The 17,454-nt window shown below is 36.6% G+C and carries 14 protein-coding genes; 9 read left to right on the top strand and 5 right to left on the bottom strand.

Annotation, left to right across the window (positions count from 1 at the left end):
* Positions 1–145 precede the first annotated feature (145 nt).
* The 3 genes from AB1278_RS06150 to AB1278_RS06140 all read left to right on the top strand — a co-directional run bounded on the left by AB1278_RS06150 (position 146) and on the right by AB1278_RS06140 (position 4,310).
* Positions 146–601: a hypothetical protein gene (locus tag AB1278_RS06150; protein WP_110009979.1), complete on the top strand. Its 456-nt coding sequence runs from the start codon at positions 146–148 to the stop codon at positions 599–601.
* Between the two features lie 117 nt (positions 602–718).
* Positions 719–3,520: a GH92 family glycosyl hydrolase gene (locus AB1278_RS06145; RefSeq protein WP_429813056.1), complete on the top strand. Its 2,802-nt coding sequence runs from the start codon at positions 719–721 to the stop codon at positions 3,518–3,520.
* A gap of 19 nt (positions 3,521–3,539) precedes the next feature.
* The gene (locus AB1278_RS06140) at positions 3,540–4,310 is read left to right on the top strand and encodes a hypothetical protein (RefSeq protein WP_202838811.1); all 771 of its coding nucleotides are present in this window, start codon (positions 3,540–3,542) and stop codon (positions 4,308–4,310) included.
* A 45-nt stretch (positions 4,311–4,355) separates the two neighbouring features.
* On the opposite strand, the gene AB1278_RS06135 is transcribed toward AB1278_RS06140, so the two are convergent.
* Positions 4,356–5,078 (bottom strand): phytanoyl-CoA dioxygenase family protein, encoded by a 723-nt coding sequence (locus AB1278_RS06135; RefSeq protein WP_202838810.1) that lies wholly within the window; start codon positions 5,076–5,078, stop codon positions 4,356–4,358.
* 6 nt (positions 5,079–5,084) lie between these two features.
* Positions 5,085–6,335 (bottom strand): dicarboxylate/amino acid:cation symporter, encoded by a 1,251-nt coding sequence (locus tag AB1278_RS06130; protein ID WP_343643224.1) that lies wholly within the window; start codon positions 6,333–6,335, stop codon positions 5,085–5,087.
* A 220-nt stretch (positions 6,336–6,555) separates the two neighbouring features.
* Between AB1278_RS06130 and AB1278_RS06125 the strand changes: the two genes are divergently transcribed.
* From AB1278_RS06125 to AB1278_RS06110, 4 genes are all read left to right on the top strand, one after another.
* The gene (locus AB1278_RS06125) at positions 6,556–7,044 is read left to right on the top strand and encodes a BON domain-containing protein (RefSeq protein WP_202838808.1); all 489 of its coding nucleotides are present in this window, start codon (positions 6,556–6,558) and stop codon (positions 7,042–7,044) included.
* A 6-nt stretch (positions 7,045–7,050) separates the two neighbouring features.
* Complete coding sequence (locus AB1278_RS06120; RefSeq protein ID WP_202838807.1) at positions 7,051–7,470, top strand: SH3 domain-containing protein; 420 nt, start codon at positions 7,051–7,053, stop codon at positions 7,468–7,470.
* 96 nt (positions 7,471–7,566) lie between these two features.
* The gene (locus AB1278_RS06115) at positions 7,567–10,332 is read left to right on the top strand and encodes an outer membrane beta-barrel protein (protein ID WP_429813050.1); all 2,766 of its coding nucleotides are present in this window, start codon (positions 7,567–7,569) and stop codon (positions 10,330–10,332) included.
* Positions 10,333–10,571: 239 nt separating this feature from the next.
* Complete coding sequence (locus tag AB1278_RS06110; RefSeq protein WP_110009984.1) at positions 10,572–12,431, top strand: CocE/NonD family hydrolase; 1,860 nt, start codon at positions 10,572–10,574, stop codon at positions 12,429–12,431.
* Between the two features lie 239 nt (positions 12,432–12,670).
* On the opposite strand, the gene AB1278_RS06105 is transcribed toward AB1278_RS06110, so the two are convergent.
* The 3 genes from AB1278_RS06105 to speB all read right to left on the bottom strand — a co-directional run bounded on the left by AB1278_RS06105 (position 12,671) and on the right by speB (position 15,191).
* Positions 12,671–13,279 carry an alpha-ketoglutarate-dependent dioxygenase AlkB family protein gene (locus AB1278_RS06105; RefSeq protein WP_429817340.1) on the bottom strand — a complete coding sequence of 203 codons (609 nt, stop codon included), beginning with the start codon at positions 13,277–13,279 and terminating at the stop codon, positions 12,671–12,673.
* Positions 13,280–13,420: 141 nt separating this feature from the next.
* The gene (locus AB1278_RS06100) at positions 13,421–14,263 is read right to left on the bottom strand and encodes a bifunctional helix-turn-helix domain-containing protein/methylated-DNA--[protein]-cysteine S-methyltransferase (RefSeq protein WP_429817337.1); all 843 of its coding nucleotides are present in this window, start codon (positions 14,261–14,263) and stop codon (positions 13,421–13,423) included.
* Positions 14,264–14,333: 70 nt separating this feature from the next.
* Positions 14,334–15,191: an agmatinase gene (gene speB / locus AB1278_RS06095; RefSeq protein WP_062674087.1), complete on the bottom strand. Its 858-nt coding sequence runs from the start codon at positions 15,189–15,191 to the stop codon at positions 14,334–14,336.
* A gap of 233 nt (positions 15,192–15,424) precedes the next feature.
* Between speB and AB1278_RS06090 the strand changes: the two genes are divergently transcribed.
* Together AB1278_RS06090 and AB1278_RS06085 are read left to right on the top strand one after the other, a co-directional pair.
* Positions 15,425–16,084, top strand: a complete 660-nt coding sequence (locus AB1278_RS06090) for an HAD family hydrolase (RefSeq protein ID WP_429813046.1) — start codon at positions 15,425–15,427, stop codon at positions 16,082–16,084.
* 271 nt (positions 16,085–16,355) lie between these two features.
* Positions 16,356–17,420, top strand: a complete 1,065-nt coding sequence (locus tag AB1278_RS06085) for an IS110 family transposase (RefSeq protein ID WP_227944447.1) — start codon at positions 16,356–16,358, stop codon at positions 17,418–17,420.
* Positions 17,421–17,454: the final 34 nt, after the last annotated feature.

The raw sequence follows: 17,454 nt of genomic DNA, 5'->3' as shown, positions 1-17,454 counted from the left end.
TATAAATTGTTTACAAATTTACGGATTTTTTCGGTAATTTAGAATCAATAAAATCTATAATATCAGGTGATAAATCAGATCGTTAAAAATTTCTTATTCTGTTTTTTCATTCTGATACCACATCCTCTCCCAGAAAGCAATTGATATGAAAACGACCTCCTATCCTTCCAAATATGCACAGCCAAAAGGAATTATTATTGTTGGAAAAACAAAATTCAAATGGTATGACCTGGCCAATGATCCTGCAGAAGTTTCACAACAGGACATTGAAAATGCCCAAAAGTGTATCGAAAGTGCTGAAGAAAACTTTAAAAACATTGATGATCTCGGATTTGTCATTATGCACCGCTGCGGAAAAAACTATCTTTTACTGGTATGTACATGGCGAAATGAAAACGAATTATGGGAGAGCGTGTATTATGATGGTTCCGGACAATTTGAAATATGGGACAGAAACAAAACCCACCTCCCAACTTATTGTGTCTGGGAAATGGGTATTGTCTATCATGAATCTCAGTCCTGGAAAAAATATCTGGGCTCCGGAAGAGAAGACAAAGATAAAGAGACCTATCTCAATCATTTTTTTGAAGGAGAAGTGTAATTTAAATTCGCTCTGTCTTCTTATGAATGAGATCGTTTTTAACAGGACAAACGGTAATGATCTTTTATTGCATCACTTTTGCTGTTTTTCAATATCTTCGTCTGATAAAATCAGAACATGAAAAAAGGGCTTATTGCATTTTCTATATTTATTACTCAGATCATTTCTGCACAGAGCTATTCCCAATATGTGAATCCGTTTATAGGAACCGGAGGGCATGGCCACACTTTTCCCGGGGCAATCGTTCCATTCGGGATGGTACAGCTTTCTCCCGATACAAGAATTGATGGAAGCTGGGACGGATGCAGCGGATATCATTATTCGGATTCTGTAATCTATGGTTTTTCTCATACTCATCTGAACGGAACGGGAGTTTCCGATTATGGAGATATCATGCTGATGCCTACGATGGGAAACCCAGGTCTGGGCAGCAAGGATTATTCTTCAAGGTTTTCACATAAAAATGAAAAGGCGGCTGCCGGATATTATTCTGTAAAATTAGATAAACATAATATTGGAGTGCGTCTGACAACGACAAAAAGAGTGGGTTATCATGAATATACCTTCAATAATGCTGGCAATGCCAATATTATCTTAGACCTCAACCACAGAGACAAACTTCTGGAAGGAGAAGTAAAGATCATTGATGATAAAACCATTGAGGTTTTCAGAAGAAGTGAAGCATGGGCCACCAACCAGTATATCTATGCCAGAATTGAGTTTTCAAAGCCTATGAAAATTTCAAAAAAAGAAGTTAACGGAAAGCAGGAAAACAATCTTTTTACCGGAACAAAACTGGCCCTGGCATTTTCAGCCACCGTTAAAAAAGGAGAAAAGATCAATGTAAAAGTTTCTGTTTCTCCTACAGGATATGAAGGAGCAGGAAAAAATATGCTGGCAGAAGGACAGTCAGGCGATTTTGACACTGTAAGAAAGCAAGCTCAATCTGACTGGGACAAAGAGCTTTCAAAAATTGAGGTGAAATCTGATGATAAAAACAAATTGACCGTTTTTTACACTGCTCTATATCACGTTTTCACACAACCCAACATCAATATGGATGTAGACGGAAGATACAGAGGTAGAGATAATAAGCTTTATACCGCCAATGGTTTTGATTATTATACGGTATTTTCACTTTGGGACACCTTCAGAGGAGCACATCCGCTGATGACTTTAATCGACAGAAAAAGAACTGCTGATTTTATCAATACCTTTATTAAACAATACGAACAGGGAGGGAAACTTCCGGTATGGGAACTGGCTTCCAATGAAACAGAATGTATGATTGGCTACCACTCTGTTTCCGTCATTGCAGATGCTATGGCTAAGGGAATTCAGGGGTTTGATTATGAAAAGGCATTTCAGGCTGCAAAAGGTTCTGCCATGCAGGATATTTTTGGATTGAATGCTTATAAACAGAATCATTATATCAGTATAGATGACGAGCATGAAAGTGTTTCGAAAACTGTAGAATATGCTTATGATGACTGGTGTATTGCTCAGATGGCAAAAATTTTAGGCAAAAAAGAAGAGTATCAGGAGTTCATGAAACGTTCTCAGAACTGGAAAAACCTTTACAATCCAAAAACAGGCTTTATGCAGCCGAGAAAAAACGGGAATTGGTATGAGCCTTTTGATCCGAGAGAAGTTAACAACAATTATACGGAAGGAAACTCGTGGCATTATTCATATTCTGTACAGCAGGACATTCCGGGACTTATTGCTGCTCATGGCGGGAAAGAAAAGTTTGAACAGTTTATTGATGCTATCTTTACTGCTCCTGATAAAACTACGGGAAGAGAACAAGTGGACATCACAGGATTGATGGGCCAATATGCCCAGGGAAATGAGCCAAGCCACCACATTGCCTATCTGTATAATTTCGTCGACAAGCCAGAAAAAACAGATGCGAAAATCAAATACATTCTTGATAATTTTTATAAAAACACCCCTGACGGATTGATCGGAAATGAAGACTGCGGCCAGATGAGTGCATGGTATGTTTTAAGCTCAATAGGAATTTATTCTGTAACCCCGGGATTACCGGAATGGGAAACCACCACTCCATATTTTGACGAAATTAAAATTCACCTTGAAGACGGCACTACAAGAACGATTACAAAAACTACAGGCAGAGCAGAGCTCAAAAAATTAGGTTTCGAAAATGTAAAACCTGCTAAAGATTTTAAATATCCTGAACAGACAGCCTCTCCGGTAATTGCTGCCGACAGAATCTTCGACTTTTCTACCAAAGTTGAAATCACTCCATTAAACCCAAGCGACAAAGTATATTATATGACAATGGATGAGAGTGACAGCAATAAAAGAAAAACATTCTCTACTTATAAAGGCCCGATTTCCATCACCAAAACTACTCAGGTAATGGCTTATGCTGAAAGAAACGGCGAAAAAAGCTCTGTGACAACCGCTCATTTCAACAGAAGACCAAACTATTGGGATATTAATATTCTGTCAAAAGTGACTCCGCAGTACAGTGCTACCGGAAACTTGGCACTTATTGACGGAATCAGAGGAGATGTTAATTGGAGAAAGGGTGAATGGCATGGTTATCAGGGACAAAATTTTGAAGCTATTATTGATCTTAAATCCCCTCAAAACATTAAATATTTATCTTCAACGTACCTTCAGGACAGCAAAGCATGGATTCTGATGCCTAAAAAGGTGGAATATTACGCTTCCATGAACGGAAAAGATTTTGTCCTTCTGAAGACCGTTGACAATACTATTGATCCTAAGGATGAAAAAGTACAGATCAAAGATTTTTCTACAGAAATTCTTCCTACCGAAGCACGTTATATCAAAGTAAAAGCCTACTACTTCGGAAAACTTCCGGAATGGCATCAGGGAGCCGGCGGTGATGCTTATATCTTTATTGATGAGATTGCTGTGAAGTAAAAAAACAAAAACAACACCTATGAAAAAATTATCATTACTACTCTTTTTACTTTTAAGTATTATAAAAGTTTCAGCTTGTAAATGTGTATATGAAACCTTAGCACACAATTATCAAAATTCTGAATTTGTAGGTATTATCAAAATTTTGAAAGTATATGACGAAAATACTGAGCAAAGATCCTATAAAGCAGATATTGAAATTGAAAAAGTATATAAGGGAGCTAAAACATTCAAAACAATGAATGTGAGAGGACTCATTGGAAATTCCTATTCCGGAGCTTGTGAAATTGATGTCCTGGTCAATGAAAGATATCTGATCTTTTTAAACCAATACAATAACACCTATTCCATTTCATCCTGTACTCCAAAATCAAAACTGGAAAATAAACCAACAAAAGATGAAAAATCGTGGCTTAAAAATCTGGAAAAAGCCTTTACTTATTTAAATAATAATACATTCAGGTTTATAGGCTTACAGTTTACCCGTTGCTATGATGAATTCCAAACTGAATATAAATCTGATTTGTCAAAGATCAGTGGATTCAAGCCTAAGCAGCCTTTTGCTATCTATAAAATAAAAATAGATGATACATCAAAAATTCAGGAAATTACTCCTGTTACAACTTTTGGAAGTAAGGATAATATGATCGAAAATATACTGAAAACAAAGATGAAAGTCTCCACACCGACATCTTTCTGGAATGCCAACCCAAAAGAAGGTCTACTATTTCTCTCCTATCATAAAGAAAATATAGACAAGCCTTATGGTGAAGTCATCTCCTGTGATTAATACTAAAATAAACCCTTCTTCAGAATGTGAAGAAGGGTTTATTTATCAATTCATTCTTTCCGACCATTGCAGAACTTCCGGAAGTTCGATATCAGAAAATTCGATGTGTATGACTCTTCTTTTCTTTCCGTTCGTTGTTCTGTTAGAGCCGTGAAGCGTTAAAGGTTTCATCAGCATAATTCCCCCTTTTTCTACGTTGCAGATTTCTTCTGTTTCTACAGTCCAGTCGATGGTTTCCGGTCTGTAAATGCCTTTTGTGTGGGATTTTGGAACTACTTTCAATGCTCCGTTATTTTCATCGGTATCATCCAGATGGATTCTGATGGTATAGATATTTTCCAAAACGTTGAGTGGAGGCTGTACCGCAAACTGATTTTGTTTGGTGGTCCAAGGTCCGAAATTAGCGAGTTCCAACTTCTTATCCACAGAAATAGTAAGATCCTGATGATAGGCCACGTACCAGTTGGAGGTTTCAGGCTTATCAAAATAGATACTTTTAACCACAAAATATTTTTCACCGAAGATTTCTTTCACCACTTTCCGGATGTTTTCATTAAACACAAGATCTTTGATTTCCGGAACTTCTTTTAAGAACTGCCTGATAGCAAAAAGGTCTTCAGACTTTCTAAAATTTTCTTTTGAAGTGTCTATATTTTGCAGAACAAGGTTGATGTCTTCCAGTTCTTTCTGCGAAAACACATCATTGATAACAGCAAAGCCATATTTTTCAATATGGCTTTTATGATTTTCTAAGTTGTTTAAACTCATTGATATTTAAATTTTGTCTAATGGTTCAGTTAACTGTCCTTCCCATTTTGAAACTGCTGTGGTTGCCAGTGTATTTCCAAGTACGTTCGTCATACTTCTACCCATATCACAGAAATGGTCAATTGGTAAAATCAAAGCAATACCTTCCGGCGGGATACCAAACATTGAACATGTTGCCACAATAATTACCAGAGAAGCTCTTGGAACTCCTGCAATCCCTTTTGACGTAAGCATTAGTACCAAAAGCATAGTGATCTGCTGTCCAAGGGTCATTTCGATTCCGTAGATCTGTGCAATGAAGATTGAAGCAAATGTCATGTACATCATACTTCCGTCCAGGTTGAATGAATATCCTAAAGGTAAAATAAAAGATACTACTCTACTGTTACACCCAAATTTCTCCAGTTCTTCCACCAATTTCGGGAATACTGCTTCTGAACTTGTAGTAGAGAAAGCAATCAGTAATGGTTCTTTAATTCTTTTTAAAAGGTCAAAAAGACGGTTTCCTAGGATGAAATATCCTACCAGTAAAAGGACCAGCCAAAGAACTCCTATAGCAAAGAAGAAGTCTCTTAAATAAATAGCATATACTTTAAAAATTTCAAAACCATTGATGGCCACTACGGCTGCAATAGCTCCCAGTACTCCAAGAGGAGCAAACCACATGATATAGCCTACCATTTTAAGAATAGCATGCGCAATAATATCAAATAGTTTCACAACTGGTTTAGCATATTCTTCTCCCAGATTAGCCAAAGCAACTCCAAACATTACCGCAAATACAACAATCTGCAGTACTTCGTTGGTAGCGAAGGCTTCAAATAAACTTTTAGGAATCATGTGTTTTACGAAATCTTCCATGGAAAAACTTTTGCTGCTTTTAAGAAGTTCGTCAGCAGAAGCGACATCCTGAATTGGTAATTTGGTAACATGTCCTGGCTCCAGCCAGTTAACAAGGATCAACCCGATAAAAAGGGAAATCAGAGAAGCTGAAATAAACCAAAGCATGGCTTTTGTACCTACTCTTCCAATCATTTTGATATCACTCATTTTGGCAATCCCTACTACTAATGTCGTAAAAACCAATGGAGCAATAATCATCTGTACCAATCTGATAAAAACCGTTCCCAACAGTTTTATGTTTTTAGAAAAGGGTTCTGCACTATCCGGATAGCTCACGTGTACAATACCTCCGATTCCTACTCCCAGAAGAAGGGCAATGATAATTGCTATAAAAAGTTTATTCTGTCCTTTCATATATATAGTTCAATTTGCGCAAATATAATGGTTTTTCAATTGGCAGACGATTTTCTTCTATAGCGTTGAATTTTGCATTAAGTTTTTAATCCCTGAAAATTAAAACCCTGGTTTAGAAAATATTGTAAAAAAATTAAGAAACATTTATTGACTTTTTATTCTTTTGGTACAAATTTTATTATTACATTTGAGTGTATAACAACATTAATAAATATACAATATGAAAAAAACTATTGCAATGGCTGCATTAGCTGTAGCTGTATCTTTCGGTGCTATTTCTTGTAAAAAGAAAGTTTCTGATGCCGACCTTCAGACTCAGGCTACAACTATAGTAACTTCTAATCCCAATGCTTCTGTTGAAGTAAAAGAAGGTGTAGCTCACTTAAGTGGTACTTTCGCAGATCAACAGTCTAAAGACGCAATGATTGCTAAATTAAAAGCCATCAGCGGAGTAAAAGACGTAATGGATATGTCTACCGTAGTAGCTCCTGCACCTGCAGCACCAGTTGAAACGGCATCTGCTGTAGATCCTGCTGTTCAGAAAAAAGTTCAGGATGCAGTGAAGGATTTCCCTTCTGTAAAAGTAGAAGTTATAAACGGACAGCTTACGCTTACAGGAAATGTTTCTGCTCTACAGGCCAGAAAAATCAAAGAATCTGTAGATGCTTTGAAAATCGGAAAGTATAACAACAACCTAATCGTAAAATAATTAAAGATGAGCGAATTACAAGATAAATATTCAAGTGTAGTTTCAGCGGCACAGTCTGCAGGGATTTCCAATCTTCAGGTTCAGGAGCAGGACGGAATTCTTTATGTTTCCGGAAATGCTTCCAATACTGCGGCTAAAGATGCTGTATGGAATGCTTTAGGAGCTATTGATTCTACTTATTCTGCTTCAGATATCAATATTGATGTACAGGTTGCAGGTCTTGCTGCAGGAGCTTCTTTAACAGTGGCTACTGAAGAATCTAACCTTAATATCAGACAGGAACCTTCTACTGAAGCCGCCGTTGTAGGTAAAGCTGCAAAAGGTTCTTCTGTAACGCTTATTGAGCAGACTTCTGATGACTGGTGGAAAGTGAAAAATGCAGACGGCCAGGAAGGATATGCTTACTCAAGATATTTAAGAGCATAATTTTTATTAAAAAATAATAAATTTTCACAAAAAAAGCCTAGAAACATCCCAACTTTGGGATGTTTTTATATTTTTACGGCTCTGAAAAAAAAACTAATGAAGAAAACTCTGTTGCTATTGACTTTGATGTTCACTGTCATTATTCTGCACGCCCAAAAGTTACACATTGACGGAAAAATATCCGATTCCGAAAAGAAAGCGATAGAAAATGCCACCGTCTATCTTTTGAAACAAAAAGATTCATCCATTATCAATTATACGGCAACCAATAGGGAAGGGAAATTCTCGCTGAAGATTGATGATATGAAAGAACCTTCCATTCTTAAAGTAGACGCTGATAAATTATCTTCCTATTCGAAAAAATTTGAAAAAATAAACCAGTCATTATCACTGGGGGATATTCAGCTCGAGAAACAAGGCATTGTGAATACGATTGATGAGGTAAAAATTACGGTTTCTCCGGTAAAAATTAAAAAAGATACGATTGAATTTAATGCAGCCGCTATCAAAGTACGGCCTGACAGTAAAATTGAAGAGCTTCTGAAGCAGATTCCCGGTGTAGAAATCAGCAATGAAGGAAAGATTACTGTGAATGGAAAAGAGGTGGATCAAATTATGATCAACGGAAAACCTTTCTTTGATAAAGATGGTAAAATCGCTCTTCAGAACTTACCGGCAGATATCATCAAGAATATCCAATTTACCACCACCAAAACAAAGGAGGAGGAACTGAGCGGAAAAGCAGCCAAATCTCAGAATACGACCATCAATTTTAATATTGATGAAAAGAAAAATAAAGGTTTACTGACAAGACTTACCGTCGGTTATGGATCAGACAAACGGTATGAAGCAAGCGGATTGGCCAGTTATTTTAAAGGGGATACGAAAATAAGTCTATTGGCTTCTTCCAATAATATCAATTCCCAGGGATTTTCCAGAGATGAGGTTTTTGACAGCATGGGTAATGGCCGGAATGCCTGGATGATGCAGGGAGGATCTGTCTCAACGGTAGGAAATGTAACTTACTTTAACCAGGGAGGTGGTACGAAAGGAATTCAAAGGTCTACGACCATTGGCTTAAACTACAGTGACAAACTGGGAAAAGATGCCGATCTGGATTCCTTCAGCCTAATGCATTCCGATTCCAATACGGAAACAAAATCCAAAGTCTCAAGGTCTACTCTTCTCCCTGCTTACACGCTTCAGACCAATTCTGAAAGTAACGGAGAAAATGAATCCAAACAATACAGTTTTGATACTTCAGCTAAAATCAAGCTGGATTCTATGACAAGTATCTACCTTTCTCCGAGATTTACAAAAAACAGCAGTTTCAGTTTCAATAACTCAAGATCCTCTTCTTTAAGGAATGGCAGTCTTCTGAATGAAAGTAATGCGTATTCCAGTAATGATTCGGAAAGCAATTCATTTAATCCATATCTCTATTTTTCAAGAAAATTCAGAAAAAAAGGCCGTTCAATTTCCGCCAATATGAACAGTTCCATTTCAGAATCCAGAAGGGATAATCTGAATCAATCTCAAAACACGTTCTATCAATCCAATGGAATATCAACAGACAACAGGGATCAGTTAGCCAAAAATAAAAATCAGAACAGCAGTTTCAATTTTACTGCCGGATATACAGAACCTGTTTCCGATTCTTCAAGTGTAAGTTTTGAAGTGAAATATGAAACCCGATCTACTAGAGACTTGAGGAATGTAAATGATTTTGATAATACAACCGGAGACTACACTAAATACAATCAGCTTTTATCCAACAATATGAAGCAAAGAATCAATCAGATATCTCCTGAGTTGACTTACCAGATTAGCAAAAAGAAACTGAATTTCTGGGCTTCCATGAATCTTGATATTTCGGATATGAAGGTAAATTCTATTTATAACGGCCAGCAATATGATCTGCAGAAAAATTTTGTACTCCCCCAATATAATGTCAATCTTTACTACCAGCTGAGTGAAGGAAAAACCTTAAACATTTACAACTATTCCAACTTCACCATTCCCACCGCAGAACAACTGACTCCATATAAAGATGAATCCAATCCTTTGATTACCTATCAGGGAAACCCTGATTTGAAAAATACCTGGACCAACAATCTTTATTTGTATTTCAACAATTATAATAAAGTAAAAGACCTCAGCTACTATTTCAATATTGGCTTTATGTACAGAAATAATGACATCATCAATTTTTCCACCTATGATAATGCAGGGAAACAGGTAATTACTTATGACAACGTAAGCGGAAATAAAAGCATCAATGCCGGCGGAGGTTTCAGTAAAGTATTGAAATGGAAGAATAATAAACTTATTATCAATCCAAGACTCACCATGAATTATGCTTACAATAACGGTTTTATTGATGGACAATCTTTCACCAGCAATTCTTACAATCTAAACCCAGGTCTTAATCTTACCTATGAAATCAAGGATAAAATGACCATCAAACCTTCTTACAGACTTGGATACAGTTTCTCCAATTATACCAATTATAATGTAACGAATGTAAATACAGCCAATCAATCCTTAAAACTGGAACTCACCAACTATATGCTGAAAGGCAATTTCGTATTTGGAAACGATTTTGAATACAATACCAATTCCAATATTGCTCCGGGCTTTAAAAAAGATTTCTACTTCTGGAATACCAGCCTTGGATATTCGTTCTATAAAAAACAGTTTACGGCAAAAGTAAAAGTTTATGATGTTTTAAATCAAAATCAAAGCGTAAGAAGAACGATCACCGATTCTTATTTTGAAGACCGTGAAGATCTCATCCTGAAACGATATATCATGTTCTCCATCAGCATGAAACTGAATAAATTTGCAGGAAAAAAGAAGTAATACATCACACCATACTTTATATATAATTTTTGATAATGGCCGGATCTTTCCGGCTATTTTTATAGACAACCTGAAATATAATACTGAGCTCCATTACAAGTGAATACGTAATATTCCCCTCCTCCGGAGGGGTGGCGAAAATTCAAAGAATTTTTGACGGGGTGGTTTTTACAACAACCTTTTAAACAAGATTTACGAATAAACGTGTTTTTATTTTTAAATTAGCATCAAATTTTTTTATGAAAATCCATATTTCAGTATTATGTATTCTTTTTTTCATTCTTGGAAAAGCTCAGAAAACGGAACAGAAAGATACCTTCGTTAAAGACAATTTCACCAAGAAAGAATTTTATATTCCCATGCGTGATGGCGTGAAACTTTTTACTGCGGTATATATTCCGAAAGATATATCGAACAAAAACAAATATCCGTTCCTGATGCAGAGAACCTGTTACAGTATCGCACCGTACGGAGAAAGTGAATATAAAACAAAGGTAGGTCCCAACACGTATCTTATGAAAGACAAGTATATTTTCGTGTATCAGGACGTACGCGGAAGATATATGAGTGAAGGCACTTTTACCAATATGACTCCGCAGGTGGAACGCAAGACCAAAAAAGATGTTGATGAAAGTACTGATACTTATGACACCATCGAATGGCTTTTGAAAAATGTGAAAGATAACAATGGTAAAGTAGGCCAATTCGGAACATCATACCCGGGATTCTATACTGCTGTAGGAACGTTGTCACAGCATCCTGCTTTGGTAGCTTCTTCACCACAGGCACCTATTTCTGATTTCTGGAATGACGACTTTCTTCACAACGGAAGATTTATGCTCGGCTATTTCAGAACATTCCCTGTTTTTGGGGTTCAAAAAACGCAGCCGGAGAAACAGGCCTGGTATATGGATTCTTTCATCAAACAGACTTCTGAAGACGGTTTGAAATTCTACAGAGATATGGGTACTCTGAAAGATGGATATGAAAAATATTACAAGAATAATTTCTTCATGACAGAGATTATGAATCATACCAACTATGATGAATTCTGGCAGAAAAGAGGTCTTCTTCCTCACTTAAAGAATATCAACCATGCTGTAATGACTGTTGGCGGATGGTTTGATGCAGAAGATCTTTCAGGACCATTGAATATTTATAAAACCATAGAAAAAACAAGCCCTAAAGCCAAAAATACTATCGTTATGGGACCTTTTTCTCATGGCGGCTGGTCTCAGGAGCAGGGAAAACATTTCCACAGTGAAACGTATTTTGGTGACAGCATTGCTACATACTATCAGAAAAATATTGAAACAAGGTTTTTCAATCATTATCTGAAAGGCAATACCAAAGAAGATGCAGGACTTCCTGAAGCACTGATGTATGACACCGGTGCTAAAGCATGGAAGGAATTCGCTTCTTACCCACCGAAAAATGCTCAGAAAGTGAATTTCTATCTTTCTGATAAAACCCTGAAAAAATCATCCGGACAAGGCTATTCTGAATATTATAGTGATCCTAACAATCCTGTTCTAAGCTCAGATCATTTAAAAGACTTTAACGGTTTCACTCCAAAAAATTATATGTCGGAAGACCAGAGATTTGCTGTAGGAAGACCAGATGTATTAACATTCACTACCGATGTATTGACTGATGATATTACATTTGCAGGAGAGATTGTGGCTAAACTGAATATTGCATCCACGTCTACAGATGCCGATTTTGCAGTAAAACTGATTGATGTTTATCCTGAAGATTTTAAGCCTGCAGAAAAGAAAGAAGGCGTTATCTATGGCAACTACCACCAGATGGTAAGAAGTGAGATCATGCCTGCAAGATTCAGAAATACCAAAGAAAAGGGAGAAGCTTTGGTTCCGAACCAGAAGACGGCTGTTAACTTCAGACTTCAGGATGTAGTTCATACGTTCAAAAAGGGACACAAAATCCAGATTCAGATCAGCAGCACATGGTTCCCGCTTTTCGCCATCAATCCACAGAAATTTATGGATAACCCGAATTTTGCCAACAAAGAAGATTACACCAAAGCATTCATCAAAGTGTATGATGACAGCTCCATTGAAGCTGAAATTTTAAAATAAATTGAAAAAGCTGTTCGTTTGAACAGCTTTTTTGTTTTTAGAGCTTGAAGTTTATTTTAAGTTTTGGCTAAAGCCGGATGATTTTGTTCTTTTGGTTTAAGTGGGCTAAAGCCCACTTCTATTGATGGAAATGATAAGCGTAATTCTCTAAAGTCTGCGTAAACAGCTTGCCATTAGATAAAGCATCATTAGGACTCCTTCGGAGTGACAAACGTTATGGATAAAATTTCTCTTAAAAACTATTCTTCAATGGTTCTGAAAGTCAGGTTTACTCTTGAAGTTTTCACTTTTGTAGTGGGTGGAAGCCTGTGAAGCCAGTTGTCTTGGGTAGTTCCTTTCATAATTAATAAACTTCCGTTTTCGAGGAATATCTCAACTTTTTCTTTGGTTACTTTATGTTTAAATAAAAATTTTCTTTCGGCTCCGAAGGTCAGAGAAGCAATGGCTCCATGTTTTTTCAGATCTGTCTCGCCATCGCTATGGTAGGCCATTCCTTCACTTCCGTCGTGGTACAAATTAAGCAGACAGGAATTGTAGGTTTCTCCCGACACTTCTTCACATTTTTTCTTCAGTTCCAGTAATTCGGGAGTCCAGAATTGGGCATATTTTGTTCTTTTTGAATAAGTGTATTCAAATGCTTTTTCTCCAAACCAGGCCACTTTTCTTTTGGTTAAAATCAGTTTTCCAAAGATTACCGCCTCATCATTCTCCCACGGAATCTGATTAAGCAGATATTTATAGTAAAAATCTGATTGTTCTTTGGAGAAAACTTTTCCGTAGTAGTGAACGGTTCCATCGTGTGGAAGGATATTCAGTGGATAATCTGATATTTCTTCGAAAAGACTCATCATCGTTTTAATTTTTTTTAATTAAACACTAATTACACTAATATTTTTCACAAATAACACGAATTTTTATATCAATAGGAATGGACTTTAGTCCGTTTTATTAATATGGCCCTTTATAAAATCTTTTGTCGTAAAAATACGCTACGAGTACACCTGTGATCCTTCCCAGCCTACTATCAACTGTTTCCTGTCACTTCCCCAGCGATATCCACCGAGATGTCCTGAAGACTGAATGACACGGTGGCATGGGATAAGAAATGCAACCGGATTACTTCCAATAGCCGTTCCCACTGCTCTGGAGGCTTTAGGATTCCCAATTTTTTCTGCCAGGCTGCCATAAGTAGACAATTTTCCCATTGGAATGGTCAGCAGACTTTCCCACACTTTCAACTGAAAATCGGTTCCTTTTAAGTGTAATTTTATTGTGTTGAGTTTTGTCCAGTCTTTATCAAATATGGACAGTGCGTTCTTTTGAAGGGCATCCTGTTTTTCAATAAAAGAAGCATTGGGGAATTTTTGTTTCAATTCCCCGAATGCTTTTTCTTTATCGTCTTCAAAAGCCATATAGCAGATTCCTTTTTCTGTAGAAGCTACTAAGATATTTCCGAAAGGACTTCCGGAAAAACTGTAATGAATAGTAAGGCTTTTTCCTCCGTTTTTATATTCTGCCGGAGACATTCCTTCAATCTTTACAAACAGGTCATGAAGCCTGCTTGTACTGGAAAGTCCTGTCTCATAAGCTGTATCAAACAAACTTGCTTTTTCTTCCTTCAATAAATTTTTAGCATGTTCAAGACTGATGAACTGTAAAAATTTTTTCGGACTTGTTCCTGCCCAATCTGTAAAGATTTTCTGGAAATGAGCCGGACTTAAGTGAATATTCTCTGCCACTTCCTCCAAACTTGGCTGAAGCCTGAAATTGCTCCGGATATATTCTATCGCCTTGGCAATTCTGTTATAATCTATCTGACTTTGTGTGGACATCATATTATTGTTTTTACCTCACAAATTTCCAAAGAATATACGGCAGAAAAAATCCGATTCTTGCGGAATATTAGTTGTTGTTATAAATATCGTAGTAAGCAAGCATTTTGTAATATAACTTTGCAGACAGGAAAGCTGTTGGCTTAGCCATTGGTGAATCCATTAATTCTACAATGTCAAATGCTACAACGTTACATTTTTCAAATACTTTTCTTAATAATTCCAACGTTGGATACCATTGTAATCCACCCGGCTCAGGAGTTCCTGTAGATGGGGCAATAGAAGGATCAAAAGCATCTAAATCAATCGTGATATACACATTTCCTGATACTTTCTCCAGTACATCGTTGATCCAGTTTTCGTTGTTGGCAATTTCGTGAGCAAAGAATACTCTTCCCTCAGGTAAATATTGCGCTTCTTCAATATCCATAGAACGGATTCCCACCTGCACCAGGTTATGCTTTTGATTGGCTTCAAAAACAGCACAAGCGTGGTTGGAAGTAGAACCGTGAAACTCTGGACGTAAATCTGTATGAGCGTCTAATTGAAGTACCGTTAAATTTTCAAATTTTTCTCCTACTGCACGGATAGAACCGATAGAAACAGAGTGCTCTCCACCGAAAAGAGTAAATAATTTACCGTCATTGTTCAAAAGCTCTTTTGTTTTCTGATAAACAGCTTCCGTCATTGCTTCCGGACTAGAGTTTTCAGACACTTCTCCTGCTAAGTAAACTCCCTGAAGGTATGGTTCTGTTTGCGTTTCAATATCATAAAGCTCCATGTTTTCAGAAGCGTTTAAGAATAATTCCGGACCTTTATCAGCTCCTTTCCCCCATGTTGAAGTTCCGTCATAAGGAACAGTTACCAACATTACTTTCGAATTCTCTAACGTTGCGTTTTCTTCGGGAATTCCTGCGTATGTTCTCATGCTTTATTTAAAAATTTTAATGTTTTAAAATTGAAATATTGACCACAAAGATACAAAGAGTTTATGAGTTGGAGAGTAAGAGTGTAGGAGAGTTTATGAGGATCAGAATTTACCACTCGCAGTCTATTACCTGCTACCTAAAACCTATCATCTATCATCTATCATCTATTATCTGTTACCTCTTCCCTTTCCACTCTCAACTCAAATAACTATTTTTGTATAAAACTCATTATATGCCTTTAAAAGCTGTACTTTTCGATATGGATGGTGTTATTGTAGATACGGAACCATTACATAGAAAAGCTTATTTCAAAACTTTTGACGAACTGAAAATCGTAGTTTCCGAGAAGCTGTACACTTCTTTTACTGGTGCTTCCACCAAAAGAGTCTCTGAAACATTGATTAATGAATTTAATTTAGATCAGACTTATGAAGCCATTGCTGGAATCAAAAGATCTCATTTCAAGGATTATTTTTACAATGATGATGAGTTTGATTTAATTCCGGGAGTAAGAAAACTGATCGAGCATTATCACGAAAACGGAGTCAAGCTGATTCTGGCTTCTTCTGCAACAATGGTAACCATCAATATGGTTTTTGAAAAATTCGGACTGGAGCAATATTTCAGCGGAAAGATTAGTGGTGCGGATTTAAAAGAATCAAAACCTCATCCTGAAGTTTTTTTACTGGCCGCAGAAATGGCAGGAGAACCTGTTGAAAACTGTATGGTGATTGAGGACTCTACCAACGGAATTCTGGCAGCCCACAGAGCAAAAATTTTCTGTGCCGCATACAGAAGTCCTCATTCTAAAAATCAGGATTACACGTTGGCAGACACTGTAGTTTCTGATTATGAAGATCTGGAACTGGATAAAATTTCAAAATATTTTTAAAATAAAAAAGCTCTCAGAAAAACTGAGAGCTTTTGTTTTCTATAAGTTTTGGCTCCTATGTTTGCAAAAGAATAAATTTACATACAAAGCAAAAGGGGTGAGAGAACAGTTTTGGCTAAATAACTCAGGAAGTATATTGTGCTTTAGAAATGTCCTCACTTCTTTATTCCTTTTAGAGTTTGAACAGAATTTAAAGAATCGAAAAAGATATCTTGGATAATAATCAGGAGACAAAACGAAGGAAGACTTGCTTTTATTTAAAGATAAAAATATGAGTGCATTAAAACAGGTTGTAGGAATAGATGTAGCCAAAGATGAACTGGTGGCAAGTTTTGGCAAATTAATGGAAGATCTAAGTACAGAAATCAAAGATTATAAAGTTTTTAGCAACAGCGAAAAAGGCTTTGAATCACTTCTTAAATGGGTGTACAGCAAAAAGACACTTAATATAGAGGTTATTTTTGTCATGGAGGCTACAGGGGTGTATCATGAAAGATTTGCTCATTTTCTTTATGCAAAGGAAGAAAAAACAGTCATTGTGCTGCCTAATAAGATCAGTAATTTCATCAGGACTCTGGATATCAAAACCATTACCGATAAAAGCTGTTCCATAGCTATTACACAGTTTGGTTTAAGCAGAAAACTAGAATTATGGCAACCCGCAAACCTTGTGTATAAAGAACTTCAGCAGCTAAGCCGCGAGAAAAACCAGGTTATTCAGGAAAGGGTAAGGTGTATGAATCAGCTGCATGCTGAAAAGACTCAAGCTCTTCCGAATTCAAGAACCATAAAACGGCTGACCGAGCGTATTTCGCTATTGAAAAAACAGGAGAAAGAAATTAATGAGGATATGCTTGCACAGGTAAAGAAAAGTCCTGAGGCTACCAGGGGAGTTAATCTGTTGAGCAGTATTCCGGGTATTGGAAAATCAACGGCAATTGCTGTTTTAGCTGAAACCAATGGTTTTGAGCTAATCAGAAATAAAAAACAACTGGTAAGTTATGCAGGATTAGATATCCGCGAGAAACAGTCCGGAACATCAATAAAAGGTAAGCCAAGAATTAGTAAGAAAGGAAATAAAAATATTCGAAAAACATTACATTTTCCTGCCATGACAGCCGTCAAAATGAATAAAAACCATCAGGATTTGTTTCAAAGAATTACAGAAAAAACAGGAATTAAAATGAAGGGATTGGTTGCTGTACAAAGAAAACTCTTGGAACTGATGTATATTTTATTTAAAAATAAAACTTTTTACCAGATAGATTTTGAAGAAAGTAGGGTAAAAATCAAAGACGTTCACCCTACGCAAGCTAACTCAAGGTCGCTTTTATAAATATAAATGTATAAAAAATATTTGGAAGTTAACA

It is taken from the genome of Chryseobacterium sp. NRRL B-14798 (genome assembly GCF_050470705.1).
Classification (GTDB): domain Bacteria; phylum Bacteroidota; class Bacteroidia; order Flavobacteriales; family Weeksellaceae; genus Chryseobacterium; species Chryseobacterium cupriresistens.
This window is presented reverse-complemented; position numbering and strand designations above follow the sequence as displayed.

Bases quoted from the DNA above. Each gene is read 5' to 3' on its own strand.
- AB1278_RS06085 (WP_227944447.1), top strand. From the start codon at position 16,356: ATGAGTGCATTAAAACAGGTTGTAGGAATAGATGTAGCCAAAGATGAA.
- speB (WP_062674087.1), bottom strand. From the start codon at position 15,191: ATGAGAACATACGCAGGAATTCCCGAAGAAAACGCAACGTTAGAGAAT.
- AB1278_RS06130 (WP_343643224.1), bottom strand. From the start codon at position 6,335: ATGAAAGGACAGAATAAACTTTTTATAGCAATTATCATTGCCCTTCTT.
- AB1278_RS06120 (WP_202838807.1), top strand. From the start codon at position 7,051: ATGAGCGAATTACAAGATAAATATTCAAGTGTAGTTTCAGCGGCACAG.
- AB1278_RS06150 (WP_110009979.1), top strand. From the start codon at position 146: ATGAAAACGACCTCCTATCCTTCCAAATATGCACAGCCAAAAGGAATT.
- AB1278_RS06090 (WP_429813046.1), top strand. From the start codon at position 15,425: ATGCCTTTAAAAGCTGTACTTTTCGATATGGATGGTGTTATTGTAGAT.
- AB1278_RS06110 (WP_110009984.1), top strand. From the start codon at position 10,572: ATGAAAATCCATATTTCAGTATTATGTATTCTTTTTTTCATTCTTGGA.
- AB1278_RS06135 (WP_202838810.1), bottom strand. From the start codon at position 5,078: ATGAGTTTAAACAACTTAGAAAATCATAAAAGCCATATTGAAAAATAT.
- AB1278_RS06145 (WP_429813056.1), top strand. From the start codon at position 719: ATGAAAAAAGGGCTTATTGCATTTTCTATATTTATTACTCAGATCATT.
- AB1278_RS06125 (WP_202838808.1), top strand. From the start codon at position 6,556: ATGAAAAAAACTATTGCAATGGCTGCATTAGCTGTAGCTGTATCTTTC.
- AB1278_RS06115 (WP_429813050.1), top strand. From the start codon at position 7,567: ATGAAGAAAACTCTGTTGCTATTGACTTTGATGTTCACTGTCATTATT.
- AB1278_RS06140 (WP_202838811.1), top strand. From the start codon at position 3,540: ATGAAAAAATTATCATTACTACTCTTTTTACTTTTAAGTATTATAAAA.
- AB1278_RS06105 (WP_429817340.1), bottom strand. From the start codon at position 13,279: ATGAGTCTTTTCGAAGAAATATCAGATTATCCACTGAATATCCTTCCA.
- AB1278_RS06100 (WP_429817337.1), bottom strand. From the start codon at position 14,263: ATGTCCACACAAAGTCAGATAGATTATAACAGAATTGCCAAGGCGATA.